This window comes from Comamonas sp. wu1-DMT, assembly GCF_040187805.1.
Lineage (GTDB): Bacteria > Pseudomonadota > Gammaproteobacteria > Burkholderiales > Burkholderiaceae_C > Comamonas > Comamonas thiooxydans.
Genome location: NZ_JBANEM010000014.1, coordinates 55,805 through 80,726, shown reverse-complemented (window position 1 = coordinate 80,726; position 24,922 = coordinate 55,805). Strand labels below are relative to the sequence as shown.

Genomic DNA, 24,922 nt, shown 5'->3' with positions numbered 1-24,922 from the left:
TTTGCAAGACTTCATCCATGGTGTCATTAGTGTCCCTGGCTCCGGCGCTGGCCAGGACGAGCCGGCAGGAATTGGCAGGGCCGACACTCTCGGTCCTGGCCCGATCAGCACCGGCAGCCGCAGGTGCCGGCACACGGAGGCATCGCACTGCTTGGCGAGACATCAATCGTCAAAGTCCCAGAGCTCATGCAGGTCCAGGCGCAGACGACTATCGCTCTCCAGCGTGTCCATACGTGCCATGCGCTCGGCCAGCACTGCGTCGGCAAGCACACGGCGCGCAGCCAGGAGCTCGGCCAAGCCGGACTCGCCGGCACGATAGGCGCGCATTGTGCGGTCGGTCGCACTGCGCTGAAGCGTCGCCGCTCGGACCTGCGCCGCGGCTGCAGCACGCCTGCCATTCAGCTGACTCCAGAGCACATCGAAGTCCGCCCCCAGGCGTCTGGCTACCGCCAGGCGACGCGACAGCGCCACATCGGCATCGGCCAGCGCGGCCGCAGCCTGGGAAGCCCGGTGGGCGGAGCCCAGTGGCAGACTGATGCTGAGGCCTGCAATGCGCTCGGCACCACCACGCTCGCTGCTGGCAAACACACCGATCGTGAGGTCTGGGCGGCGTTCGAGATCCGTGCGGCGGGCCTGGTGCAGCGCAAGAGTCTCCTCGGACAGGGCCAGCAAATACTCATGGCTGTGCTCTATGTAGCGCGAGCGCAGCTGAGCCTCCGATCCGTTCGGGAGTGCGGGCAGCGCGCTTGCGTCGATTGAAATGCCGGCCAGAGGGCAGAGGTCGGGAAAGCGTGAGCAGAGCTCGGCCTGCGCCGAGGCCTGTGCGGCCTCTGCTGCGGCCAGCGCAGCCTGCATGCGGGCCTGTTCGGCGGCCGCCAGCTCGGCTTCAAGCCTGGCCGCATCGCCCGCGCGCAGACGGCGCTCGGTGATGCTTGCAAGCTCTGCGGCGGCATCGGCATTGCCCTGCGCCGCCTGCCGGGCTTGAGCAGAGCGCTGAACCGAAAACCACAAGGCCAGCAATTGGCGTGCAGTCTCGTGCCGGGCGTCTTGCGCTGCCAGCAGGCCGGTGGCCCGGGTTGTCTCGGCCAGCTCGGCGTCGACGGCTGCCTTGCCCCAGAGTCGTAGCGGTCGCTCGATGGCAATCTGGCCTTCGGTGAATCGCTGGCCGGAGCCATCATGGGTCCAACGGCGCTGACCACTAGCTCGGACCACCGTTTCATGAGGGCCCACGCGCAGACCGTCGGCTCGAGCCTGAGCACCCCTTCGTGCTGCGTCGGCCGCTTGCACAGTAGGCGACTGTTCTACCGCCATGCGCACCGCCGTCTCCGAAGGCAGGTAGCTCTGAGCCTGGGCTGCACTCGTAAAAAGTAGAACTGCGGCACAGGCATGAAGCAGACGATTTTTCATAGGCAAACTCAGAAAATACGATTTGGAGCTACCGTGTGCTCTATTGCAAAAAGCGTTTGCAGCTTTCATTTTTGTACTTCCCTAGCACTGCGTGCTACGCCAAAGCGCTCAAACAGCAGTGGTAACAACAGCAAGGTCAGAGCCGTGGAACTGATCAATCCCCCTGCCACGACAACGGCCAACGGACGCTGCATTTCCGAGCCAGGGCCAGTAGCCAGCAGCAGCGGCACCATGCCCAGAGCCGTGATGCAGGCCGTCATAAGCACAGGCCTCAGACGGTCGCGCACGCCTTGACGTACAGCCTGGGTCAGCTCCATGCCCGACACCAGCAGTGCGTTGAAGTGCGAAACCAGCACCACGCCGTTGAGCACGGCAATGCCCAGCAGTGCAATAAAGCCCACAGAGGCGGGCACCGACAGGTATTCGCCGCTTATGCGCAATGCGGCCATGCCTCCCACTAGTGCGAACGGAATGTTGGCAATGACCAGCAAGGCCTGGCGCATTGAGCGGAAGGTGAGAACCAGCAACACGAAGATCGCCGAGAGCGCCACAGGAACGACCAACGCAAGGCGGGCAGCCGCGCGCTGCTGGTTTTCGAACTGGCCGCCCCAGACAATGCGCAGATCCTTGAGTGCGGGGTCGGCAGTCACAGATGCCCGGGCCTCGTTGACGAAGCTTGCGAGATCGCGTCCTTCGACATTGACCTGAACCACGGCGAAGCGCGCTCCGTCCTCATGGTCGATACGTACCGGTCCGTCCTGAGGGGAAAGTGTCGCTAGCGAAGTGAGTGGCCAAGTGGTCCCGTCGGGGGCGGTCACAAGAAGGCTTGCCAGGCCTTCGGGTGATTGCCGCAGTGTCGTTCCGCCACGAAGCAGTAGCGGCGTACGCACCATGCCTTCGGGCACGATGCCTATACGATCGCCCTCAATCAATGCGCGTAACTGGGCCTGCAAGGCATCACCGGAAAAGCCGGATTGGCCAAGTGCAGCACGATTGAGAACGACTTGCAGATATTGCACGCCGCTGTTGCTGGGGGCAATGACTTCGGAGGCGCCGGAGACGGTGCGCATGCGTGCAGCAATCGCCTGGGCCGCGGCATCGATCTTGGCCAGATCGGTACCGAAGATCTTGATGGCCACGTCGCCTCGCGAGCCGGTCAGCATCTCGGACACGCGCATCTCGATGGGCTGCGTAAAGCCGTAGATCAGGCCCGGAAAGCCTTCCATCACGCGGCGGATGGCATCTGCAATATCTTCCTTGCTGCCACGCCACTCAGCACGTGGCTTGAGCACCAGAAAGGTGTCGGTCTCGTTGAGGCCCATGGGATCCAGCCCCAGATCGTCCGAGCCCGTGCGCGCCACGATGGAGCGGATTTCCGGGACGCCTTCGAGCAGGGCTTGTTGCACGCGCTGATCCATATCCAGCGATGCAGTCAGTGAAATTGACGGAGATTTTTGCAGCTGCACGATGAGATCGCCTTCGTCCATGGTTGGCATAAAGGTCTTTCCCACTGACAGATACAGGGCTGCCGCGCCGGCCAGCGTCGCCAGTGCGATGCCAAACACCGTGCGCCGGTGCGCCAGGCTCCAGGCCTGTAGCCAGGCAAAGCCGCCGGACAGCTTTCGCATCAGCCAGGGCGCATCGCTGGCGTGCGAGCGCAGCAGCAGTGAAGCCAGCGCCGGAACGACAGTAAATGCAATGAGTACAGAAGCGCTTAGGGCCAGAACGATGGTCAGGGCGACTGGCGCGAACAGCTTGCCTTCCAGGCCTTGCAGCGTCAGCAGCGGCAGGAACACAATGGCGATGATGGAAACGCCTGCCAGCATGGGAGCAGACACTGCCGATACGGCATCCCGGATCAGGCCGAAACGGTCCACGGACTTTGCCGAAGACGCATCTTCTTGACTGTGCGCCAGTGCTGTCTCGATGTTCTCCACCACCACCACCGAGGCATCCACCAACATGCCCAAAGCGATGGCCAGACCACCCAGGCTCATCAGATTGGCCGTCAAGCCCACGTAGCGCATGAGCAGGAATGTGGCCAGCATGGACAGAGGGAGTGTGGCCGCCACTACCAATGCAGCGCGCACGCCGCCAAGGAACAGATAAAGGATGACGACTACAAGCACACTGGCTTCGACCAATGCGCGCACTACGGTGCCGGCGGCACGCGAAACCAGTTCGCCCCGGTTATAGAACACCTGGATGCTCATCCCTTTGGGCAGGCGCGGTTCCAGTTCGTCGAGTCTGGCCTGCACTGCATCGACCAGACTACGAGCATCCACGCCGCGCAGTCCCAGCACCAGTCCCTGGACGGCCTCGCCCTGGCCATCACGACTCACGGCGCCGTTGCGAGTGGCCTCGCCCAGGCGTACCGTGGCCACATCACCTACCGTGGCTGCGGCCTGTCCGTTTCTGGCCGGAACGATCACGACGGCCCGCAAATCGTCGAGCCCGCGCACGCCACCTTCCACGCGCACCACCCAATGCTCCTCACCTCGGTCCAGCCGGCCTGCTCCATCGTTGCGATTGTTGGCATCGAGTGCCTGACGCAACTGATCCAAGGTCACGCCACGCGCGCGCAGCCTCGCAGGATCGGGAATCACCTCGTAGCCCCGTACCACGCCACCCAGGGCATTCACGTCGGCAACGCCGGCGACAGTGCGCAAGGCTGGCCGTATCACCCAGTCCAGCACACGTCGGCGTTCGGCCAGAGAGTAGCTCTCGCCATCAACCGTAAACATGAACATCTCGCCCAACGGCGTGGTGATGGGGGCCAGCCCACCTTCTGCGGTAGCAGGCAGGTCGCGCTGTATGCCGGTCAGCCTTTCGGAAACCTGCTGGCGAGCCCAGTAAACGTCCGTGCCTTCCGAGAAGTCCACGGTCACGTCGCTGATGCCGTACTTGGAAACGGAACGCACGATGGTCTTGTGCGGCAGACCCAGTAGCTCCTGCTCTACCGGTGTGGAGACGCGCTGCTCCACTTCTTCAGGCGTCATGCCGGCCACCTTCAGGATCACTTTGACCTGGGTTGGTGAGATGTCGGGGAACGCATCTATGGGTAGATGCACATAGGCCCAGGCGCCGGCCAGTGCCAGGGCCAGGGCCGCGAGTAGCACCAGAGCCCGCTGACGTAGCGAAAAATCGATCAGCCTAGCCAGCATCACTGACCTCCGGACAGCAGGTTCTTGAGCGCAGCGATACCTGCGATCGCAATCTCCGCATTTGCTGGAAGCACTCCGCGCACCACGGCTGTAGCTTCGTCTCTGGTGTCCACCGACAAGGGGACGAAGCGCACGCTCTTGCCCGTGCGAATGAACACACCGGTCTGGCCTTGCCAGTACACCAGTGCTGAGGCTGAGATGCGCAGACGGTTTCCTGCTTTCGACTGCGCCTTTTCCGTGTCTGAATCTTTCAACGTCAATATGGCTGTAACACTTTCTCCCAAGCGCAGATCCCCGCTCTTGATTAGCGCAACACGCACACGCATCCCTGCGCTACCGTCACCAACTGGTGCAATACCCTCGACACGGCCTGCGGCGCCGCGAGTGATGACCTGCACACTGTCACCTACGGCGGGCAGCGGAACCTCTCGACCCAGTAGCAAATCAAGCTCCAACGCCTTGGGATCAGCCACTCTCACCAAGGGTGCTGATGCATCAACACGCGCGCCTGGTTGGACCATTACTTCAGTCACAATGCCTGCACGCGTTGCCAGCAACTGCGCCTCATTCCCAGCCAGCTTCACACCACTGGAAGCCAGCTCGGCGCGTCGGGCTTGGGCCATGGCCGCAGCTTCTGTGGCGCGTGCCTGTGTTGACTGCCATCGACTGGCAGCGATGATGCCGTCTTCATGGAGCAATCGGTCTCGCGTCAGGGATTGCTGTGCCAGCCGCGACTGTGACTCGGCTTCCGCCACTGCGCGACGCGCTTCATAGAGCTGAGGGCTGGTGAAAGTCACCACGGGCTGACCCGCTCGCACGGACTGGCCTACAGCGACCAGCACACGTGGCAGCCCCCCCCGCATAAGGCGCAGCCACAACGACCTGAGCATCGGGTTTCAGAACCACACGCGCATGAGCCGAAATATTGAGCTCGTCAGAACTCTGGATGGATTGGAAGCGCACGCCCAAGGTACGCGCCTGCTCAGGGGATAGAGACACGGCCTCGGCGGCCATGCCTGCGACTGGCAGCGCAAGTGCGCCGGCCAACAGCCATTGGTGGAAGAACATTCCTGACTCCGGAAAAAGAAAAGACATGCATCCATGCGTCTGCATGGATGCTGGCAAGCCTGTGAAAGGCTTGGGGGGTCAGGAAAACTGAGGCGGAGCTTGGGCCGGGGATGGTCGTATGACGCGACCTTGCCAGCGTGAAAGCCTGTGCGCCGGCTCGGGGGGCGGTGTGGGCCTTGCAGCAGTGCAACGCATGAGCGAGGCACGCAAACCCCAAGTCAGCAGAGTAAGGCCAATAACGGCCAACAACGGGACAGGGAGCAGATCTAGTGGTTGCAGTGCGTTCTGCACGTCAACTTCAAAAGGCTCGGATTGAGCTTGATGGACATCGTGGTCACTGAGAGAGTCGTGTCCAGTGAACAGATGGAAATGAGAATCAGCAATTCTGGAAGGTGTCGTGTGCACATGCAGGCCAGATTGATTCGGAGTCCCGAAGTGGCCGTGCAGCAGCGGTATCAGCAGTTGCGCCGCCATGATCAGCAGCAGCAATGCGCTCCGAAGAGAAAGTCTCTGGATGGCACGCGACATACGATCGATTGTAGCGCTGCGACTTTCGGTGCAACAGCGCAATCTATTGATCAGGATTAGACATTCCGCCGACAAGACGCCCGGCCGTTCGGCTGGCCGCTGCTGGGCGGCTATCCGCAGCAGCGTCTACAGCGATGGATATGGCTCGAGTGCATGGCGCCGTGCCGGGCATTGCATGGCTGCTGCAGCGCAGCCAAAAAAGGGGAGCCAAGCTCCCCTTCGAATTGCTGGTGCCCTCAAGAAAGAGCCTGATGAGCCGCATATCCAGCGCTGCAAGTCATGCCGGCTGGGCCGGCTTATTGCACGGCTTCGTCCTGGTCGGCCAGGAAGCCGCCGCTCTGGTGCGCCCAGAGCTTGGCGTAGATGCCGCCGCGCTGCAGCAGTTGCTGGTGCGTGCCTTCTTCCACGATATGGCCTTCGTTCATGACGATCAGGCGATCCATGGCGGCGATGGTGGACAGGCGGTGGGCAATGGCGATCACGGTCTTGCCGTCCATCAGCGAGTCCAGGCTTTCCTGGATGGCGGCCTCCACCTCGCTGTCCAGCGCGCTGGTGGCTTCGTCGAGCAGCAAAATCGGAGCGTCCTTGAGCATTACGCGCGCAATCGCCACGCGCTGGCGCTGGCCGCCCGAGAGCTTGATGCCGCGCTCGCCCACCTGGGCGTCATAGCCGCTGCGGCCCTTGAGGTCGGTCAGTGTGGCGATGAAGTCCGAGGCCTCGGCCTTGTCGGCCGCGGCCTGCATCTCGGCTTCGCTGGCGTCGGGGCGGCCATAGAGGATGTTGTCGCGCATGGAGCGGTGCAGCAGCGAGGTGTCCTGCGTCACCATGCCGATGGCGCTACGCAGGCTGTCCTGCGTCACGCTGCGGATGTCCTGGCCGTCGATGGTGATGCGCCCGCTTTGTGGCTCGTGAAAGCGCAGCAGCAGATTGACCAGCGTGGACTTGCCCGCGCCCGAACGGCCGATCAGGCCGATGCGCTCGCCGGGACGGATGTGCAGGTTCAGGTGGTCCAGCACCTTTTTGCCGCCAGCCTTGTAGCCAAAGCTCACATCCTCGAAGGCAATCGCTCCTCGCGTGACCTGCAGCGGCTTGGCGTCGGGTGCATCGACGATGGTGCGCGGCTTGGTCAGCGTGGTGATGCCGTCCTGGATGGTGCCCACGTTCTCGAACAGGCCCGTCATCTGCCACATCACCCAGTGCGAGTAACCCATCAGCCGCAGCGCCATGGCAATCACGGCAGCCACCACGCCCGCAGATGCCTGAGCCTGCGTCCACAGATACAGCGCCGTGCCGCCGCTGGCCAGCAGCAGCAGGGCAATCATCAGGTGGTTGGTGATCTCGAACAGGCTGACCAGACGCATCTGCGCATAGCCCGTGGCCTTGAAGGCTTCCATGGCATTGCGCGCATATTCGGCTTCGCGGCGCGTGTGGGCGAACAGCTTGACGGTGGCGATATTGGTATAGGCATCGGTGACGCGGCCCGTCATCATGGAGCGCGCATCGGCCTGCTCCTTGCCGATCTGGCCCAGGCGCGGCACAAAGTAGAAGCAGGCGCCGGCATAGGCGACGAACCACAGTGCAAACGGAATCATCAGCCGCCACTCGAAGCTGGCGGCCAGAATCAGAATGCCGATCATGTAGACGCCCACGCCCACAAACACATCCACCACCATGAACACCACTTCTCGCACCGACAGCGCGGTCTGCATGATCTTGGTGGTGATGCGGCCGGCAAATTCGTCCGCATAGAAAGACATGCTCTGGCCCAGCATCAGCTTGTGAAACACCCAGCGCAGCCGCATGGGAAAGTTGATGGCCAGCACCTGGTGCATGACGGTGGTGTGCAGGGCCAGCAGCACCACGCTGCCCAGCAGGATGGCGGCGATGCCCAGCACCGTGGCCTGTTGTTCGGCCCAGAAGTTGGCGGGCGAGACCGTGCCAAGCCAATCCACCACGCGGCCCATGATGGCGAACAGCACTGCTTCGTAGGCGGCCAGCAGTGCCGAGGTGAGGGTCATCAGACCAATCCAGCCGCGCATGCCCTGGGTACAGGCCCAGACAAAGGCAAAAAAACCTTTGGGCGGGACCTTGGGCTCCTGTGCAGGATAAGGTGGAACCTGTTTTTCAAAAAATCGGAACAAGATGGAAATTCTCCCGGTTCATGCTTGTGGCATATCTTGTCTCCATGGTAGGGGAGTGCCCTGGATTGGTGTCAAGCGTACGGGATGACCGCTTGTCCCATGGGCCATTGGTGCGGGCCTGATGAATGCATGGCGCGCTCGGGCTATAGCGAGTTGTAGCGGGCTATATAGCGGGCTGTTGCGGCGGCTTGCGCGGCGAAAAAAAAACGCCGCATCTTGTGCGGCGTGGCAGCAAAGCGCGCGGCGCGATCAGGCGTTGGGCAGAAAGCCTTCCACCGACAGATAGCGCTCGCCCGTGTCGTAGGCAAAGCCCAGCACCCTGGCGCTGGGTGGCAGCTCGGGCAGCTTCTGGGCAATGGCGGCCAGTGTGGCGCCCGAGGAGATGCCGACCAGCAGGCCTTCCTCGCGAGCGGCGCGGCGCGCGTATTCGCGTGCGGGCTCGGCCTCCACCTGAATCACGCCGTCGAGCAGGCTGACGTCAAGATTCTTGGGCACAAAGCCGGCGCCGATACCCTGGATCGGGTGGGGCGCGGGCTGACCGCCGGAGATTACGGGCGATGCCGCGGGCTCCACCGCATAGACCTTGAGGTTGGGGAACTTGGCCTTGAGCACCTTGGCCACGCCGGACAGGTGGCCGCCCGTGCCCACGCCGGTGATGAAGGCGTCGATGCCGTCGGGGAAGTCGCGCAGGATTTCCTGGGCCGTGGTGGCCTCATGCACGGCCACGTTGGCGGGGTTCTCGAACTGCTGGGGAATCCAGGCGCCGGGCGTCTGGGCGGCCAGTTCCTGGGCGCGGGCGATGGCGCCCTTCATGCCTTTTTCCTTGGGCGTCAGATCGAACGATGCGCCATAGGCCAGCATCAGGCGGCGGCGTTCGATGCTCATGCTCTCGGGCATGACCAGGATCAGCTTGTAGCCCTTGACGGCCGCGACCAGGGCCAGGCCCACGCCGGTGTTGCCGCTGGTGGGCTCGATGATGACGCCACCGGGTTTGAGCGCGCCGGATTTCTCGGCGTCCTCCACCATGGACAGGGCAATACGATCCTTGATGGAGCCGCCCGGGTTGCTGCGCTCGGACTTGATCCAGACGTTGGTATTGCTGCCGAACAGACGGTTGATGTGAATGACGGGCGTGTCGCCAATCGTTTGCAGAATGTTGTCAGCTCTCATCGGACCTCCGCGAATAAGGGATGGTGGGACAGTGGATCGCAGCGCAGGTTGTCTGCGCAGACACAGAGCATTGTGCACGCAAGCGTTCTGCGAATGGGCTATATCGATATGACCCGAAAAGTGGGCAAGGCCGCGGTCGATGATTAACATCGACCCATGAATCTACGGTTTCTGGAAACCTTTGTGCTGCTGGCCGAGCTGCGCAACTTCCGCATGACGGCCGAGCGGCTGTTCACCACACAGGCTGCCGTCTCCAGCCGCATTGCCACGCTGGAGCAGGAGTTCGGCGTGCGCCTGTTCGATCGCGGCGTGCGCGAGGTCACGCTCACGGCCGACGGCGCCAAGGCCCTGGTGCATGCCGAGCGCATGCTCAGGCTGATGCGCGAGATGCGCGAGGACATGCTGGACAAGCAGGCCTATGCGGGCGTGATCCGCATCGGCGCCATCGAATCCATCGTGCACAGCTGGTTCCCCGACTTTCTCGCGCTGCTGCAGCAGCGCTATCCGCGCCTGCAGGTGGAGATCGCCTGCGACACCACCATCCATATGTCGGAGCAGCTGCTCAAGGGCCAGCTCGATGTCTCGCTGCAAGCCAAGCCCGTCTCCGGCGGCGCCATCGCCAATCTGTCGCTGGGCGAGTTCGCCATGGCCTGGGTGGGCAGCCCCAAGCTGGGCATAGGCGACGAGACCCTGAGCCTGGCCGAGCTGGCGGCTTTTCCCATCATGAGCTTTGCGCGCGGCTCGGAGCCGTATGCGGTGATCGAGCAACTGTTCAGCGCCGAAGGCAGCGCCTCGCCGCACATGAACTGCATTGCTTCTGTGGCGACCATGATCCGCGTGGTCTGCGACGGCCTAGGCGTGGCGGCCGTGCCGCCGGCCATCATCCAGCGCGAGCTGGCCGAGCAGCGCCTGCGCCTGCTGCGCGTGGATCGCGAGTTTCCTTCGCTGCCGCTGGTGGCCTGCTGGCGCAACGATCACCAGAACCCGCTGGCCGAAACCGTGGTGCGCGCCGCCGAAGAGGTGGCCACGGCCTTTGCGCTGAACCACGGCCAGGCCGTGGCGCGGCTGCCCGGCCCCCGTCTGGCGGGGGGTGCATAAAGCGCAGGAGCAGGCGCCAATGCCTGCCGTGCATTGGGGTGTGCCTCAGTACTGAATAAAAAAGGAGCTGCCAGCGCCTGATACCTATCTATTTCAGAGTGTTTCCTGTCTGAAATCGATTGCAGTCAAGCGCTGGCAGCTCCTGTTTTTTTCTCAGCAATCAGGCTTGGGCGAGCAAAGCCTCGACGGCCAGAGCCACCGACAACAGGCGCTGGTCCTGACCAGCCAGGCCGGCCAGGCTCAGGCCTACGGGCGCTTCGCCCGCGCGGTGGCAGGGCAGGGAGACCGCGCAGCCGTCGAGGAAGTTGATCAGCGTGGGATTGCGCAGCATCAGCCCGTTGGCCGCAAAATAGGCTTCGTCGCTGGCCTGCAGCTCGGCAATCTTGGGCGCGATCACGGGCACCGTGGGCATGAGCATCAGGTCGTGATCGGCCATCTGCGCCTCCACTCGGGCAATCCACTGCTGGCGGCGCGCCAGCAGCTCGATATAGTCGGCCGCGCTGATGTCCTTGCCGCGCAGAATGCGCGTGCCCACGCGCGGATCGTATTCGGCCAGGCGGCCGGCGCCGTCGATATGGCTGCGGTGCCAGGCCCAGGCCTCGGCGGCCGTGAAGCCACCCTTGGCATTGATCTGCGCAAGCTCGGAGAAGGGCGGCACCACGGCCTCGGTGATCTGCACGCCGGCCGCATACAGCAGCGACAGCGCGCGCTGCCAGGCCGCGGCCACGGCGCTGTCCATGCCGTCCAGCACCACATTCGTGGGCGCCAGCAGGCGCAGTCCCTGCAGCGAGGCCGCGCGCAGTTCGCCATGCGATTGGCCCGACAGCACCGCGTCCAGCGCGGCGCAGCAGCGCACGCTGGGCGCCAGCGGGCCTATGGAGTCCAGGTTGGCAGACAGCGGCAGCACGCCCTGCATGGAAACGCGCCGCGCCGTGGGCTTGAAGCCGGTCAGGCCACACAGCGCCGAAGGAATGCGCACCGAGCCGCCGGTGTCCGAGCCGATGGCGGCCAGCGCCATGCCGTCGGTCACCGAGATGGCCGCGCCCGAGGACGATCCGCCGGGAATGCGGCCGCCGTCGATATCACGCTGCCAGGGATTGCGCGGCGTGCCGTAGTGCGGATTCAGCCCCAGGCCCGAGTAGGCGAACTCGGTCATATTGGTCGTGCCCACGATGACCGCGCCCGCGCGGCGCAGACGCTGCACGACTTCGGCCGTTTGCGTGGCGGGTGCGGCATCGGCCAGCAGCCTGGAGCCGCCCAGCGTGGGGTGGCCGGCAATGTCGAACAGATCCTTGACCGAGATGGGCAGGCCTTCCAGGGGCGAGCGCGCCAGGCCGGCCGCGCGCAGCGCATCGCTGGCGCGGGCTTCGGCCAGAGCCTGCTCGCGCAGCACGCGGGTGAACACGCGCGGGCCTTCGCCTTGCGTGGCGCGCTCCAGGGCCTGCTCAGCCAGTTGCACAGCGCTGGTCTGGCCTTGGGCCAGGCGCTCGGAGACCTGGTCCAGGCGGGGAGAGACTGAAGTCATGGGTAGCTCCGTGTTCAGGCGACGATGTCCAGCAGCTCGCTGAGGTAGCGGTGGCGGATGCTGCGCTGGCTGCGCGGGTCGTACAGCTCCATGGCGAACTGCGTGGCAGGGCGTATGCCGCCGATGGCCGCCATGGTGCCGCAGGTCATGCCGCTGCCTTCGGGCAGTTGGCTCTGGCCGCCGGTGTAGCCCGCGATCAGGTCCTGGGGCGTGCGCAGGCTGGCCAGCGTGTCTTCCTGGTACAGCACTTCGCAGCCGTCCTCCACGATCCACGAGCGCAGGATCAGCTCGTCCCAGTGGCCGGCCACATCGGCAAAGCGCCAGGCCTGGGTGGCCACGGGCTTGATGCAGGCCTGCTTGGAGAAGGCCACGCTATAGGCCTCGAGCTTGCGGTCGGTGTGGTCCGAGGCCAGGCTCACGAACATCTCGCCGCCGTGGCTGAAGACGAAGACCTCGGCCTCGCCCGAGGAGTTCGGGCCCAGCACCTGCAGCGTGCTGCTCTGGCTCAGCTGGTTGCTGGCGATGCGGTAGTACAGCGGCACGGCGCTGGGGCGCGGAATGCCGAGCGCGGCCAGCTCCTCGATGTGGTGCTCGATGGCCGCATGGTCGCGTCCGGCCCAGCCGGCGACGATCAGGGTGTCGAAGATAGGGGCCAGGGTCTGGCCTTCGGGGGTGGTGAATTGCAGTTGCATGGCGAAAAGCTCAAAAAGGGGAAGGCGGGGCCGTGGGCCCCGCAAAGCGGCGCTACGCAGGCAGCGTCAGGCGGTCACTGCTTCTTGACGAAGAGCACGACCAGGAAGGCGGCGAGGAACTCCAGCGCGGCCACGAAGTACAGCCCCGAGGACAGCGAGCCGGTGCTGGTCTTGAGCGCGCCGATCATGTAGGGCGCCACAAAGCCGGCCAGGTTGCCGATGGAGTTGATGAGGGCGATGCCGCCAGCGGCCGCCGTGCCGGCCAGAAAGGCCGAGGGAATGGACCAGAACACGGGGAAGGCAGCGAGGATGCCGACGGAGGCCAGCGTCAGCGCGCACAGGGCCAGCACGGCGTCGTGCAGGAACATGCCGGTCAGGATCAGGCCTGTGGCGGCGATGAGCGCGGGGATGGCGCTGTGCATGCGGCGCTCGCCGGTCTTGTCCGAATGCATGCCGTTCCAGACCATGGCCAGCGTGCCGGCCAGGAAGGGAATGGCCGAGATCAGGCCGATCTGCAGATTGTTCTGGATGCCGATCTCCTTGATGATGGACGGTGACCAGAAGGCGATCGTGGCGTTGCCGCTGACGATGCAGAAGTACACGGCGGCACACAGCCAGACACGGTAGTTGCGGCAGGCGTCGGCGAAGGAATGCTGCTTGTGGCCTTGCTGGCTCTCCTGGGCCACGGCGGCGCTGACGGCGCGCTGCTCGGCGGCGCTCAGCCACTTGGCGTTCTCGGGCTTCTCGGGCAGCCAGGCCAGCACGAAGAAGCCGGCGATCACCGAGGGGATGCCTTCAAGGATGAATAGCCATTGCCAGTTGGTCAGATGGCCCACGTCCTGCATGCCGTTCATGATGGCGCCCGCGATCGGGCCGCCCACGGCGCCGGCGATGGCGAACGAGGTCATGAACAAGCCGTTGATGCGCGCGCGGTGGCGGGCCGGGAACCAGTAGGTCAGATACAGCACCACGCCGGGAAAGAAGCCCGCCTCGACCACGCCCAGGATGAAGCGCAGTACATAGAACATGGTGGGCGTGGTCACATAGGCCATGGCCATGGAGGCCGCGCCCCAGAGGATGGTGATGCGCGCCAGCGTCTTGCGTGCGCCGATCCTCTCCAGCAGCAGGTTGCTGGGCACTTCGAACAGGAAGTAGCCGATGAAGAAGATGCCGGCGCCCAGGCCGTAGACGGCCTCGCTGAACTGCAGGTCCTGCAGCATCTGCAGCTTGGCGAAGCCGACGTTGACGCGGTCTATCCAGGCCAGGACAAAGAGAAAGACCAGAAAGGGGATCAGGCGCCAGGTGATCTTGCGGTAGGTGGCGTCCATGTCGGGGTGCGCGTGCGCACCGGCATGGCCGGCAAGAGGGTGGGTGGCGGAAGCCGGGCTGCTCATGGGGAGTCTCCTGTATGCGAAAGTGCAGCGGGCACATGGGGCGCTTTTGCTGGCGCTCCTGTGTGTCTTGGAACAGTGGAATGCGGCGCGGGCCGGTGTTCCTGTGGCGGCAGTATCGAAAGGCAGCGAGGGGCTGTCCAACAAGAAATTCTGAGCGGCCCTGAATGCAAATTCTTATGAGCAGAGGTGGTGCGGGCTGTGCACCGGCATGAGGCAGGCGTGCACCGATAAAGCACGGGGAAACCCTAGGGGTCATGCGTACCCGATCGCGCTGCCGTCCGCTCAAAACCCCGGTCTGCGCCTGGTGTCGGGGATTGGCGATTGATTCACATCAAGCCTAGGGGCGATGGTGTTTCCCCTGGGGCCTGCAATCGGGAACAATGGAACGAAGTCTGTTTGAGGGAGGACTGTTCTTGCTCACGTTCAACACAATTTTGATGCTGCTGGGGGCCTGCTGCGTAGGCCTGCTGGTCGGTTTTTCCTGGCGCGAGCAGCGCTGGGGCCCCTGGGTCATGCTGGTGTTCGTGGTGAGTCTGCTGTCGCTGATGAGCTACGCGATTCTCAATCTGCTGCTTTAGCACCGCAGGCCAAGGCGGGACGCGCGCGCAGCGGGGCCTTCCACAGCTCGGCCAGCAGCAGACCGGCAATCGTCATGATGCCGCCCACGGCATGGTAGGCCGCCAGGGGCTCGTTCAGGGCGAATGCCGCGATCAGGGCGGTGAAGACCGGGATCAGATTGAAGAACATGCTCGATCGCCCGGGCCCCAGCGTCTGCACCGCCTTCATCCACAGCAGCGGCGCGGCGATGGAGGCCATGATGCCGGCATAGCCCACCAGCGGCAGGTTGCTGGCGTCAAGCCCGGTCTTGGGCGAGAAGAGATAGAGTGGGAACTGCACGATCACGGCAACCAGCACCTGCAGATACAGCAGCTGCACCGTGGCCAGGCGCGGCATGGGCCAGCGCTTGAGCAGGATGTTGTAGACCGCATAGGCCAGCATGGCCAGGAACATCATGGCGTCGCCCAGATTCAGGCCCTCGGAAGCCAGATGGCTGAGCCGGCCCGATGAAACCACCAGCGCGACTCCCAGGATCGCCAGCAATGAGCCCCAGATGCCGCCATGCGTCAGCGGCTGGCCCAGCATGAACACGGCCAGGGCCAGCACCAGCATGGGCGTGAGCGAGCCGATGATGCCCATATGCGTGGCCGTGGTGAAGTGGGCGGCGTAATAGGCCAGGCTTTGGTAGATGACCATGCCCAGCACGCCCAGCACGAAGATCCGTGGCAGCAGAGGCTTGATGTCGGCGCGCTGGCGCCAGATCGAGGGCAGGACGAAGGGCGTGAACAGCACGGCGGCCACCAGCCAGCGAAAGAACCCGATCTCGGCCGCGCTGATGCTGTCTGCGGCCAGCTTGCTGACCACGGTGTTGACCGACCAGATCAGCACCGCGCCCAGTGGTAATAGGTATGCACCCATATGAAACTCCTTGAGGTGCTTATGATGCGCTTGACGTATTTGAAGCGCATTGCTGATTTCAGACATTTCATAACTCAAGCCGGACGAACCCATGCCTGCCTCTGCCCCGACTCCCGGCCCGGCCGCCAAGCGGTACGCCGTACAGATACTGGACACCGACACAGTGCCTGGCAGCTACTACTTTCGGTATGACGAGTTCGGCGAACACAGCGAGGCTCCGCCGCACAGCCACCGCTGGGGGCATCTGAACTATGCGGCCCACGGCAGCCTGAACATGGATGTGCCCAGCGGCCATATCCTGTGTCCGCCGCAGCACGGGGTATGGATTCCGCCGGGCGTGGTGCACAGCTGCTATTTGCAGCATGCGGTGCAGTACCGCTCCGTCTATCTGGCCCCCGATCTGTGTGCGGACCTGCCGCAGACGGCGGGCTGCATGCGCCTGGGACCCATCGTCAAGGCCGTGCTCGCGGACTTCGGCGCCAGGGGCGTGCAGATCCCGGTGACGGACGCAGATCTGCGTCTGGCACGGGTGGTGCATGACCAGTTACGAGCCACGCCGCTGGAGCTGAGCTTTCTGCCCATGGCCCGGCATCCGGCGCTGGTGCAGGTGCTGGACGCCATGCAGTCGCGCCCCGACGACCACCGCAGCCTGGCCGAATGGGCCGAGACCGTGCACATGACGGAGCGCACGCTGGCACGCCACTGCCAGCGCGAGCTGGGCATGAGTCTGGGCGAATGGCGCCAGCGCATGCGTTATCTGCAGGCCATCGACGCGCTGGAGGCCGGCCACACCGTGCAGCAGATCGCCTACGACCTGGGCTACAGCACGCCCTCGGCCTTTATTGCCATGTTCCAGCGCGAGTCCGGCCTACCTCCCGAGCAGTTCAGGCGCGAGTTCTGTGCAAGTTCTTTCTGAACGCGGGATAATGCGCGCCGTGAAGTGCGCCAGACCGCCGCTGGTACAAGTGCCGAAAGGCCGTACTGGAGGAACGTCCGGACTGCATAGGGCGGCGTAGCAGCTAACAGCTGTCCACCGTGAGGTGAGGATCAGAGCAACAGAGACGAGTCTGGCAGGAGTGCCGCAAGGCAGACCAACCAGGGTGAAACGGGCAATCTCTACGCGCAGCAATACCAAGTAGGCACACGTTGACGGGGCCCCCGGAGTGTGCGGGTAGGTAGCACCGAGCCATCAGGCGACTGATGGCCAAGATTAATGGCGGTCACATGGCGGGCAACCGTTGTGCACAGAATCCGGCTTATCGGCGCACTTCACACTTTCTTCCTCGACCGGGCACAGCCCGGCGAATCCACTGCATTCACTCCACCATCAGCGCGAACAGCTGATGGCGGTGGTGGATATCGAGCCGCGCAAAGGCGCGGTTGCGATAGGTCTTCACGGTGGCTGCGCTCAGTCCGAGATCGGCCGCAATGCCGTCCTGGGTCATGCCGCGCAGCAGGCGCAGGCAGACCTCGAGTTCGCGCACTGTCAGACCCGGTGCCAGCTCTCGCAGGCGAGCCGACCATTTCTCATCGCCGGCAGCCATGTCCGCCGTCAGCGCTATGTGCTTGTGCGTCAGAGCCATCAGGGCGCTGGACAGGTCCGCGAAGTCGCTCAGATGCCGGTCGGCAAAGGGTTTCTGGTGCGCATGGCGATAGAGGTTGACGGCGAACACCGAGCCATCGGCACCGGGCTCGGCGATCGAGATGCGCTCTGCCACGCCATGCGCGTCATACACGCACTGGCGATGCAAGGGCGTGACCTCGTTGGCCTGCACATGGACCAGATTGCGGGCGCCTGGCGTGCGCATATGTCCGGGCCATTCCTGGCCCCAGCTTCTGTCCTCGTGCTGGGGTCCCGATAGATAGGCGCTCCAGCACTGGCGCGTGGTGTCCAGGACGCCCTGGGAGGCCGAGAGAAACAGCCGCGGCCGGCAGCTGCCGATGCGATACACCGACAGCGAGGCCGTGGGCGCAATGGCGCTCAGCTGCGCGAGCGCGGCCTGGGCAAAACAGCCCTGTCCCAGATGCTCCACCAGACCAGCCAGCAAGGCGCTGGCCTGGGCCATGCCACTGGCCTGGGCCATATCACCGGCCGGCATGGAGTCAGTCGTCGAAGGTAGCTTCCAGGTTCTCATCGGTGTGTCTTGGCGTGGGTTGTCATCTTCTTGGGGGACAGCGAAATCTTCAACAGTGCTTACGCTCATGTTCCTGTGCTTGGACATCGCAAGGAGAGCAATGCTGTCGCCAAACCATGATTTCCAGATTGCCGCTCCAGGGCTGCGCCACTTTGCCGAATTTCGCGTGCAGGTGGGGCCGGCGCAGGAGGTGGGCGAAACGACACGCGGCTTGCGGCGTGTGATCCCCATCGTCGGCGGCCAGGTACAGGGAGAGGACTGGTCGGCGCGTGTGCTGTCGGGCGGGGCCGACTTCCAGCTGCTGGTCAGCGATGAAGTGGCCGAGCTGGACGCACGCTATGTCATCGAAACCGACGGCGGCGATCTGATCTATGTGAGCAACCATGCCTTGCGCACCGGGCCGGCCGAGCTGATGCAGCGTCTGCGCCGCGGCGAGAGCGTTGATCCCTCGGCGATCTACTTTCGTTGTGCGCCCCGCTTTGAAACAGCCTCCAAGCGCTTTGCCTGGCTGGGGCAGCGCCTATTCGTGGGTGCGGGAGCGCGCTTTCCGGAGCAGGTCGTCATGCGGTTTTTCGAAGTGCTGTGAAACAGCATCGCAACAAGGAGACAAAACATGAAAGTACTGCAAATGCAGAACCTGCCCGGACTCACTTCAGCACGGGCCTGGCGACGTCGGCGGCTGGCCCTGGCACTGCTGGCCGGCGGCAGTGCAGCCCTGGGCGTCGCTCAGGCCCAGACGGCTTATCCGAGCAAGACGGTGCGCATGATCGTGGGCTTTCCGGCGGGCACGGGACCCGATGTAGTGGCCCGGCTGCTGGCACAGAAGCTTTCCGAAGCATGGGGAGGCGTGGGCGTAGTGGTGGACAACAAGCCCGGTGCCGCCGGCCTGATCGCAGCCAGCGAGGCGGCGCGTGCATCGGCCGACGGCTACACCATCATGCTGGCCGAGACGGGACAGCTCAGCATCGCTCCCAATACCTACCAACGGCTTGCCTACCAACCGCGCAAGGATTTCGCCCCCGTCAGCCAGGTGGTGAGTTCCGACTTCGTGCTGCTGGTCAACCCCGAAAAGGTCAAGGCGCGTAACGTCAGGGACTTTGTGGCCTGGACCCGGCAGCAAAACGGCTTGTTCATGGCCACTTTCGGAGCGGGAACGCCGGGGCATTTCGGGGCTTATATGTTTGGCGATGCCGTGCAGTCCAAACCCGAGGTGGTGCACTACAAGAGCACTTCGGATGCCTTGAGCGGCCTTTTCAGCGGCGATGTGCAGGGGGTGTTCGCTTCCTCCGGCATGGCGATCCCGCAGGTGCGTGCCGGCAAGCTGGTGGCCCTGGGAAGCACGGGCAGCGCGCGCGTGGAGCAACTGCCCGAGCTGCCGACCATGAAGGAGCAGGGCTTTGGCAACCTGGAGTTCAGCTCCTGGTTCGGCATCGTGGCGCCCGCCAGGACACCTGCGGAGGTGGTGAGCAAGCTCAATACCGATCTGCTCAAGGTCCTGCAATCGGGCGACGGCAGGGCGCGGCTGCAGGAGGCGGGCTTCAGAGTCACGGGCACCAGCGCGCAGCAGTTTGCCGACATCATTGCTGCCGATACCGTCAAATGGGGCAAGGCGGTGGCAGCGACGGGCTTCAAGGCGGATTGAGCGGACCGGCGCGTGCCGCGTGGCGGCGCGCGAAGGCCGTTCCGCTCAGAACCTTTCCCAGGGCATCAGATAGCGCCACTGGCCCTCGGGCACCTTGGCCAGGGAGACGCGGCCAAGGCGCAGCCGGCGCATGCTGACCACCGTCAGGCCGATGGCGGCGCACATCTTCTCGATCTCTTCGGGCGCAATGCCCTTGAGAGCGAAACGCAGGTGGTTTTCGCTCTGCCAGCTCACATGGCAGGGAGGCATGCGACGATGGCCGTTGCCGCCAGGGATAGGCAAGCCTTCGTACAGAATTTCCAGGCCATCTTCAATGATCTGGCCCTCTACGCCGACGATGATTTCCTGCTCCAGCCACATGCCTTCTTCGGCCAGCTTGCGTGCCACGCGCTTGTCCTGGGTGTAGACGATGAGGCCGCTGGCAGGCAGGGGAATCGTCAGAAACGACTCCAGATTCCTGAAGTGATGATCCAGCACCAGCTGGGGCATGGGCGTGTCCAGCTTGGCTTTGGTGTCTTCTCTCAGCAGCGAATGCGCGCTGCGCACGCGGCCGTAGGCCTTGCCCTGGGTCATGCCCGAAGGCTTGTTCATCAGGATGGTGACGGGCGGAATGGCTTCAGGCTTGGCATCCTTGCGCAGGATCACTACCTGATCGGGGCGCGCGCGGGTTTCGGGCACTTGCACCACTTTGCCGTCCACCTGGACATTGCCCGCGACGATATGGAGCTCGGCTTCGCGGCGCGAGCATTGTTCTTGCTCCGCCACGCGTTTGGCCAGGCGGATGCTTTCTTGTTCAGGCAGGGATTCAGACATGGCGAGAGCTTAATGCTCCGGCCATGTCCTAGTTGTCCACAGGTCTAGCGCGGCGGTCGCTGGGCGCTATCTGCCAAGGCAGAGCTTTTGAATGCGCTCCACATGCGCCAGCAGCGATTGCTGGGCCACGGGCCACAGGGCTTGAGGTGTGTCGGCGTAGGCAATCGCCACCCAGTCCTGAATGCTGCCGTCGGGCTTGGTGCGCATGGCCTGATGTACCTTGGCCTCGCGCGCCAGGCGGTGGGCCTTGAGGCGGGTGATCTGATGTCGCGCAAAGCCCAGCACATAGCCATGGGCGGGCAGGATGTAGCGAATGTCGTGCTCCAGGCACATGGAGTGGAGCCTGTCCAGCGAATCGAGGTAATCGATCATGTTGCCGTCCGGCGGGCTGATGACGGTGGTGCTGCCATTGAGGATGTGATCGCCACTGAATAGCAGCGCGTCCTCCTCCAGCAAAAAGCACAGGTGGTTGGCCGCGTGGCCGGGCGTGAAGATGGCTTGCAGCGTATGCGTGATCTCGCCTTCTGCCCCTTGTCCGGCAAGCGTGATGCGCTCTCCGTCCCGTAGCGTCACCTCGGGTTTGAAGCGACTGTTGGTGCGCGCGGTGGGCGCCGAAGGCCGGCCCATGATGGGCGGCCTGGCATGGCCGGAGAGCAGGACCATGGCCTGCAGCGGCGCGGCACCCGGCGAGTGATCGGGGTGGGAATGGGTGCAGACGATGTAGCGGATATCGCCGCCGGCGGCATCGTGCAGTCGCTGCAGATGTTCGGCATCGTTCGGTCCGGGGTCGATGGCGATATAGCCGGTATGCGCATCGCCGACCAGATAGCTGTTGGTGCCGGGGCCGGTCATCATGCCGGGGTTGGGGGCCGTCAGACGCAGCAGGTTCTTGCGCAGCGGAACGGCTTTTTCAGGCTGCCAGTCCAGATGGTGAATGCCGTGGCCGTCGGGCAGCACCATTTCCAGTTCGCCATAGGCCATATCGGTTTCGGTATGGCGTGTGTCTTTGCCTTTCAGGTGGCCGCCACGGGGGCAGGCCTGCCACAGCGGCTTCTCGCTGAGCAGGGCGTGGATCACGGCCTGGGTATCGGGCTGGTGAGCGATGCGCTGCAATGTACGCTGGGTGGGAAAGAGGATAAACAGCTTTTTCTCTTCAAAGCGCGCAATCGCATCCTGCGGAGAAATCCAGGTGGGCTCGAACTGCTCGGTTTCGTCGGCCACCGCCGTCTGACCCTCGGGCATGCGGGCCACAAAGAACGGCACGTTAAAGCGCTTGGGCAGGTCCAGTGGTGCGGTCCAGTGGGCCAGATACCAGAGCTGGTCCACGGCCAGCGTCCAGCCGCGCGCGCGGCATTGCTCATACAGCGATGCCTTGCGGTCCAGTTGCTGAACTTGGGCCGGTGGAACGGGTTGGCCGGCCTGGTCATAGGCCAGCAGGATGCCCAGCTCCTCAAAAGTCTCGCGAATGCCTGCCAGAGCCTGGGTGATGCGTTCATCTCCCGCCTCGGCGATCATGCTGGGGCGCACGCGCGCCAGCGCATGACTGGCTGGGGCTGCATCTTCATCTTCCTGGCCGCCGCCGGGGAAAACATAGGCATTGGCAAAGATGCCTTGATCTGCACGCCTTGTCATCAGCACTTCAAAACCCTTGCCGTCGGCGCAGTCGCGCAGCAACAAAAGCGTGGAAGCATCGCGCGCGGGAACTGGCGTGCGCTGGGGCTGAAGCAACTGGCTGGGGCGGGGCTGGCTGGGTGATGTCATGAGGTCACATTATGCGAAGTCGCCGCGTTCGTGAATGTCACACCTGGACTAGTTGTGCACTCCTGCTGCGCGAATCGGGGAAAGCACTGAGAGCAAACGGCCAAGGATGTCTTGCATTTAGTTATTTTAAATAACAATAATGATGCAAAAGGAATGGTTATGACTCATAAAGAAATTGCAGTTGAGTTCCGCGGCGAAGCCGAACAGATCGCCGTCATTCGCCTGATGCGTGCCGCCAAACGCAACGCCTTGTCCGATGGGCTGGTGCTGGGTCTGCGCGATGTATTCATGAATCTGCCCGCCAGCGTGCGCGCTGCAGTGGTGGATGGAGATGGACCGCATTTCTGCGCCGGCCTGGATCTGAGCGAACTCAGCGAACGCGATGCGGCCCAGGGCGTTCTGCACTCACGCATGTGGCATGAGGCGCTGCGCCAGGTGCAGTTCGGCGCGGTGCCCGTGGTCGCCGCCCTGCATGGTGCCGTGGTGGGGGGCGGCCTGGAGCTGGCCAGTGCCTGCCATATCCGTGTGGCCGACAGCAGTACTTTCTATGCCTTGCCCGAAGGTTCGCGCGGCATTTTCGTCGGCGGCGGCGGCTCGGTGCGCATCCCACGCCTGATCGGAGCCGCACGCATGGCCGACATGATGTTCACAGGCCGTGTGTACAAGGCCGAAGAGGGTGAGCGCATTGGTCTGTCGCAATATCTGGTGCCCGAAGGACATGCGTTGGACAAGGCCGTGGAACTGGCGCTGCGCATTGCCGAAAACGCCCCCATGACCAATTACGCCCTGATGCACGCATTGCCCAGGATTGCCGATCAGCCCGCCGATCAGGGGCTGATGACAGAAGCTCTGATGGCTGCCGTGGCGCAGAGCGCGCCAGAAGCCAAGTTCCGTTTGCAGGAATTTCTGTCAGGGCGGGCCGCCAAGGTCAGCAAGGACTGAAAGCACTCTCAAAAAACAACGCTGTGGAGACAAAGACAATGCAGGAGACAAACACAGCCATGCAGGCCCTCGGCCAGGTGGTAGAGGGGGGTAGGCCCCGGTACCGCGAACTGGAGTTCGGCGTGCGCAGCATCCAGGTCAGGGAGGCAGGCGACGGCACTTTCTACGTGCGCTCCGACCGGGAGCTGGCAGAGCACGCAGCACGCATGACTGACAAGCTGGTGCACTGGGCGAAGACCACGCCGCAGCAGACCTTCATCGCCCAGCGGCAACGACTGGCCGACGGCAGCACCGGTGATTGGCAGCGCATCGACTATGCCCAGACGCTGGCAGCGGCGCGCAGCATTGCGCAGTCCTTGCTGGACAGAAAGCTTTCGGCAGAGCGTCCCGTCATCATCCTCAGCGAGAACGATCTCGACCATGCCATGCTGGCCATGGGTTGCCTGTATGCAGGCGTGCCCTATTGCTCGGTCTCCACGGCCTATTCACTGGTCAGCACTGATTACGCCAAGCTGCGCCATGTGGTCGATACGCTCACGCCAGGCCTGATCTTTGCCGCCGATGCGGCGCGTTATGACAAGGCGGTACGCGCCGTGCTGCCCGAGGGCTGTGAGGTGGTTTACCGCAAGCCGGCCGTCGATGCCCGGACCTGCACCTTGTTTGCCGACCTGCTGGCAACCGAGCCTACAACTGCGGTGGATGCCGCCATGCAGGCCACCGGGCCCGACACCATCACCAAGTTCTTGTTCACCTCGGGATCGACCAAGCTGCCCAAGGCCGTGATCAACACTCACGGAATGTGGTGCGCCAACCAGCAGCAGATTGCCCAGACCATGCCCGATATGGTCAAAGGCCCGCCCGTGCTGGTGGACTGGCTGCCCTGGAATCACACTTTCGGAGGCAACAAGAATATCGGCCTCGCGCTCTATCACGGCGGCACTGTCTATATCGACGAGGGCAAGCCTACGGCGGCGGGCATTGCCGAGACGCTGCGCAATCTGCGCGAGATCTCTCCCACCGTTTACTTCAACGTACCCACGGGCTTCGAATACATCGCCCGCGCCATGGAGGGCGATGCGCAGTTGCGCAACAGCCTGCTCAAGCGCGTCAAGATGTTCTTCTACGCAGGAGCCTCTCTGGCGCAGCCCGTCTGGGATAGCCTGCACCGCACGCAGGAGGCCGAGTGCGGCGAGCGCATCGTGATGGGCACGGGCTTGGGCATGACCGAGTCCTCGCCCTCGGCCCTGTTCATCAACCGTCCCGATGTGCGCTCGGGAGACCTGGGCGTACCGGTGCCGGGTCTGGAGCTCAAACTGGCGCCTGTGGATGGCAAGCTGGAGGTGCGCTACCGCGGGCCGAACGTCACGCCCGGCTACTGGCGCGCGCCCGAAGCCACGGCAGAGGCGTTTGACGAGGACGGATTCTTCCGCACCGGCGACGCCGTGCAGTGGCGCGACCCGCAGGATCGAAACCAGGGTCTGCGCTTTGACGGCCGCATTGCCGAAGACTTCAAGCTGGCCACGGGCACATTCGTCAACGTGGGGCCGCTGCGGGCCAGGATCATCCATGCCGGCGCGCCCTATATCCAGGATGTGGTGCTGACCGGTCTGGATCGCAAGGAGGTCGGTGCCATCGTTTTCGGGACCCCGGCCTGTGCGGCCTTGAGCGGCCTGGACGCGGGGGCGACGCTGGAGCAGATCATGCACAGCGAGCCCGTGCAGCAGCATCTGCAGACGGTTCTGAACCAGCTGGCGCAGACGGCCACCGGTAGTGCCACCCGCATTGCGCGGGCAGTGGCGGCGATCAGGGCGCCCTCGCTGGACCTGGGCGAAGTCACGGACAAGGGCTCCATCAACCAGCGTGCCGTGCTCCAGCATCGCGCCGATGTGGTGGCAGGCCTGTACGACGAAACGCTGGCCCTGATCCTGAAGCCCAATCTCTGAGCCAGGACAGGCTTGAGCCCAAT

General features: G+C 63.9%; 18 protein-coding genes, 1 other RNA gene and 1 pseudogene. 8 read left to right on the top strand and 12 right to left on the bottom strand.

Going from position 1 to position 24,922, the window contains the following annotated elements; genetic code table 11:
* Nucleotides 1-162: 162 nt before the first annotated feature.
* The 5 genes and pseudogenes from V8Z78_RS19200 to cysK form a co-directional block, all read right to left on the bottom strand.
* Nucleotides 163-1,407 (bottom strand): TolC family protein, encoded by a 1,245-nt coding sequence (locus tag V8Z78_RS19200; RefSeq protein WP_046460574.1) that lies wholly within the window; start codon nt 1,405-1,407, stop codon nt 163-165.
* Between the two features lie 65 nt (nt 1,408-1,472).
* On the bottom strand, nt 1,473-4,571 hold the full coding sequence (locus V8Z78_RS19195; RefSeq protein WP_349731913.1) for an efflux RND transporter permease subunit: 3,099 nt from the start codon (nt 4,569-4,571) through the stop codon (nt 1,473-1,475).
* Nucleotides 4,571-5,639: pseudogene (locus tag V8Z78_RS19190) on the bottom strand (efflux RND transporter periplasmic adaptor subunit). Before V8Z78_RS19190 ends, V8Z78_RS19195 begins: the two are co-directional and overlap by 1 nt.
* An 824-nt stretch (nt 5,640-6,463) precedes the next feature.
* A complete protein-coding gene (locus V8Z78_RS19185; RefSeq protein ID WP_349731912.1) occupies nt 6,464-8,308 on the bottom strand; it encodes an ABC transporter ATP-binding protein in 1,845 nt (614 codons plus the stop codon).
* 249 nt (nt 8,309-8,557) lie between these two features.
* A complete protein-coding gene (gene cysK, locus V8Z78_RS19180) occupies nt 8,558-9,478 on the bottom strand; it encodes a cysteine synthase A (protein ID WP_012839856.1) in 921 nt (306 codons plus the stop codon).
* 156 nt (nt 9,479-9,634) lie between these two features.
* On the opposite strand from cysK, the gene V8Z78_RS19175 reads away from it, so the two are divergent.
* A complete protein-coding gene (locus tag V8Z78_RS19175; RefSeq protein WP_349731911.1) occupies nt 9,635-10,576 on the top strand; it encodes a LysR family transcriptional regulator in 942 nt (313 codons plus the stop codon).
* A 160-nt stretch (nt 10,577-10,736) separates the two neighbouring features.
* Here V8Z78_RS19175 and V8Z78_RS19170 read toward each other — a convergent pair whose 3' ends face one another.
* From V8Z78_RS19170 to V8Z78_RS19160, 3 genes are all read right to left on the bottom strand, one after another.
* On the bottom strand, nt 10,737-12,101 hold the full coding sequence (locus tag V8Z78_RS19170) for an amidase (protein ID WP_349731910.1): 1,365 nt from the start codon (nt 12,099-12,101) through the stop codon (nt 10,737-10,739).
* A gap of 14 nt (nt 12,102-12,115) precedes the next feature.
* Nucleotides 12,116-12,793, bottom strand: coding sequence for a DUF2848 domain-containing protein (locus V8Z78_RS19165; RefSeq protein WP_179626871.1), 678 nt, complete (start codon nt 12,791-12,793; stop codon nt 12,116-12,118).
* A gap of 74 nt (nt 12,794-12,867) precedes the next feature.
* Complete coding sequence (locus V8Z78_RS19160) at nt 12,868-14,187, bottom strand: MFS transporter (protein ID WP_349731909.1); 1,320 nt, start codon at nt 14,185-14,187, stop codon at nt 12,868-12,870.
* Between the two features lie 413 nt (nt 14,188-14,600).
* Here V8Z78_RS19160 and V8Z78_RS19155 point away from each other — a divergent pair, with 413 nt between their 5' ends.
* On the top strand, nt 14,601-14,765 hold the full coding sequence (locus V8Z78_RS19155) for a hypothetical protein (protein WP_230847704.1): 165 nt from the start codon (nt 14,601-14,603) through the stop codon (nt 14,763-14,765).
* On the opposite strand, the gene V8Z78_RS19150 is transcribed toward V8Z78_RS19155, so the two are convergent.
* On the bottom strand, nt 14,749-15,663 hold the full coding sequence (locus tag V8Z78_RS19150) for a DMT family transporter (protein ID WP_039050235.1): 915 nt from the start codon (nt 15,661-15,663) through the stop codon (nt 14,749-14,751). The two genes, V8Z78_RS19155 and V8Z78_RS19150, sit on opposite strands and share 17 nt — an antisense overlap.
* A 91-nt stretch (nt 15,664-15,754) precedes the next feature.
* Between V8Z78_RS19150 and V8Z78_RS19145 the strand changes: the two genes are divergently transcribed.
* Complete coding sequence (locus V8Z78_RS19145) at nt 15,755-16,579, top strand: AraC family transcriptional regulator (protein WP_179626869.1); 825 nt, start codon at nt 15,755-15,757, stop codon at nt 16,577-16,579.
* A gap of 21 nt (nt 16,580-16,600) precedes the next feature.
* Nucleotides 16,601-16,938, top strand: an RNA gene (rnpB, locus tag V8Z78_RS19140) — RNase P RNA component class A.
* A gap of 41 nt (nt 16,939-16,979) precedes the next feature.
* Here the strand turns inward: rnpB and V8Z78_RS19135 are convergent.
* On the bottom strand, nt 16,980-17,762 hold the full coding sequence (locus V8Z78_RS19135) for a helix-turn-helix transcriptional regulator (RefSeq protein ID WP_179627154.1): 783 nt from the start codon (nt 17,760-17,762) through the stop codon (nt 16,980-16,982).
* A gap of 136 nt (nt 17,763-17,898) precedes the next feature.
* Here V8Z78_RS19135 and V8Z78_RS19130 point away from each other — a divergent pair, with 136 nt between their 5' ends.
* The gene (locus V8Z78_RS19130) at nt 17,899-18,384 is read left to right on the top strand and encodes a DUF3237 domain-containing protein (protein WP_046460583.1); all 486 of its coding nucleotides are present in this window, start codon (nt 17,899-17,901) and stop codon (nt 18,382-18,384) included.
* A gap of 27 nt (nt 18,385-18,411) precedes the next feature.
* The gene (locus V8Z78_RS19125; protein ID WP_223305622.1) at nt 18,412-19,440 is read left to right on the top strand and encodes a Bug family tripartite tricarboxylate transporter substrate binding protein; all 1,029 of its coding nucleotides are present in this window, start codon (nt 18,412-18,414) and stop codon (nt 19,438-19,440) included.
* Nucleotides 19,441-19,485: 45 nt separating this feature from the next.
* Here V8Z78_RS19125 and V8Z78_RS19120 read toward each other — a convergent pair whose 3' ends face one another.
* Both V8Z78_RS19120 and V8Z78_RS19115 read right to left on the bottom strand, forming a co-directional pair.
* Nucleotides 19,486-20,253 carry a pseudouridine synthase gene (locus V8Z78_RS19120; RefSeq protein ID WP_349731908.1) on the bottom strand — a complete coding sequence of 256 codons (768 nt, stop codon included), beginning with the start codon at nt 20,251-20,253 and terminating at the stop codon, nt 19,486-19,488.
* Nucleotides 20,254-20,319: 66 nt separating this feature from the next.
* Nucleotides 20,320-22,014: an MBL fold metallo-hydrolase gene (locus V8Z78_RS19115; RefSeq protein WP_349731907.1), complete on the bottom strand. Its 1,695-nt coding sequence runs from the start codon at nt 22,012-22,014 to the stop codon at nt 20,320-20,322.
* A gap of 159 nt (nt 22,015-22,173) precedes the next feature.
* On the opposite strand from V8Z78_RS19115, the gene V8Z78_RS19110 reads away from it, so the two are divergent.
* Nucleotides 22,174-22,956 (top strand): crotonase/enoyl-CoA hydratase family protein, encoded by a 783-nt coding sequence (locus V8Z78_RS19110; RefSeq protein WP_349731906.1) that lies wholly within the window; start codon nt 22,174-22,176, stop codon nt 22,954-22,956.
* Nucleotides 22,957-22,994: 38 nt separating this feature from the next.
* On the top strand, nt 22,995-24,899 hold the full coding sequence (locus tag V8Z78_RS19105; protein WP_349731905.1) for a feruloyl-CoA synthase: 1,905 nt from the start codon (nt 22,995-22,997) through the stop codon (nt 24,897-24,899).
* Nucleotides 24,900-24,922: the final 23 nt, after the last annotated feature.

What these genes read in the sequence shown, in the direction of transcription:
- V8Z78_RS19170 (WP_349731910.1), bottom strand. Translation starts at nt 12,101, where the DNA reads ATGACTTCAGTCTCTCCCCGCCTGGACCAGGTCTCCGAGCGCCTGGCC.
- V8Z78_RS19200 (WP_046460574.1), bottom strand. Translation starts at nt 1,407, where the DNA reads ATGAAAAATCGTCTGCTTCATGCCTGTGCCGCAGTTCTACTTTTTACG.
- V8Z78_RS19165 (WP_179626871.1), bottom strand. Translation starts at nt 12,793, where the DNA reads ATGCAACTGCAATTCACCACCCCCGAAGGCCAGACCCTGGCCCCTATC.
- V8Z78_RS19115 (WP_349731907.1), bottom strand. Translation starts at nt 22,014, where the DNA reads ATGACATCACCCAGCCAGCCCCGCCCCAGCCAGTTGCTTCAGCCCCAG.
- V8Z78_RS19130 (WP_046460583.1), top strand. Translation starts at nt 17,899, where the DNA reads ATGCTGTCGCCAAACCATGATTTCCAGATTGCCGCTCCAGGGCTGCGC.
- cysK (WP_012839856.1), bottom strand. Translation starts at nt 9,478, where the DNA reads ATGAGAGCTGACAACATTCTGCAAACGATTGGCGACACGCCCGTCATT.
- V8Z78_RS19195 (WP_349731913.1), bottom strand. Translation starts at nt 4,571, where the DNA reads ATGCTGGCTAGGCTGATCGATTTTTCGCTACGTCAGCGGGCTCTGGTG.
- V8Z78_RS19125 (WP_223305622.1), top strand. Translation starts at nt 18,412, where the DNA reads ATGAAAGTACTGCAAATGCAGAACCTGCCCGGACTCACTTCAGCACGG.
- V8Z78_RS19150 (WP_039050235.1), bottom strand. Translation starts at nt 15,663, where the DNA reads ATGGGTGCATACCTATTACCACTGGGCGCGGTGCTGATCTGGTCGGTC.
- V8Z78_RS19135 (WP_179627154.1), bottom strand. Translation starts at nt 17,762, where the DNA reads ATGCCGGCCGGTGATATGGCCCAGGCCAGTGGCATGGCCCAGGCCAGC.
- V8Z78_RS19160 (WP_349731909.1), bottom strand. Translation starts at nt 14,187, where the DNA reads ATGAGCAGCCCGGCTTCCGCCACCCACCCTCTTGCCGGCCATGCCGGT.
- V8Z78_RS19110 (WP_349731906.1), top strand. Translation starts at nt 22,174, where the DNA reads ATGACTCATAAAGAAATTGCAGTTGAGTTCCGCGGCGAAGCCGAACAG.
- V8Z78_RS19120 (WP_349731908.1), bottom strand. Translation starts at nt 20,253, where the DNA reads ATGTCTGAATCCCTGCCTGAACAAGAAAGCATCCGCCTGGCCAAACGC.
- V8Z78_RS19105 (WP_349731905.1), top strand. Translation starts at nt 22,995, where the DNA reads ATGCAGGAGACAAACACAGCCATGCAGGCCCTCGGCCAGGTGGTAGAG.
- V8Z78_RS19175 (WP_349731911.1), top strand. Translation starts at nt 9,635, where the DNA reads ATGAATCTACGGTTTCTGGAAACCTTTGTGCTGCTGGCCGAGCTGCGC.
- V8Z78_RS19145 (WP_179626869.1), top strand. Translation starts at nt 15,755, where the DNA reads ATGCCTGCCTCTGCCCCGACTCCCGGCCCGGCCGCCAAGCGGTACGCC.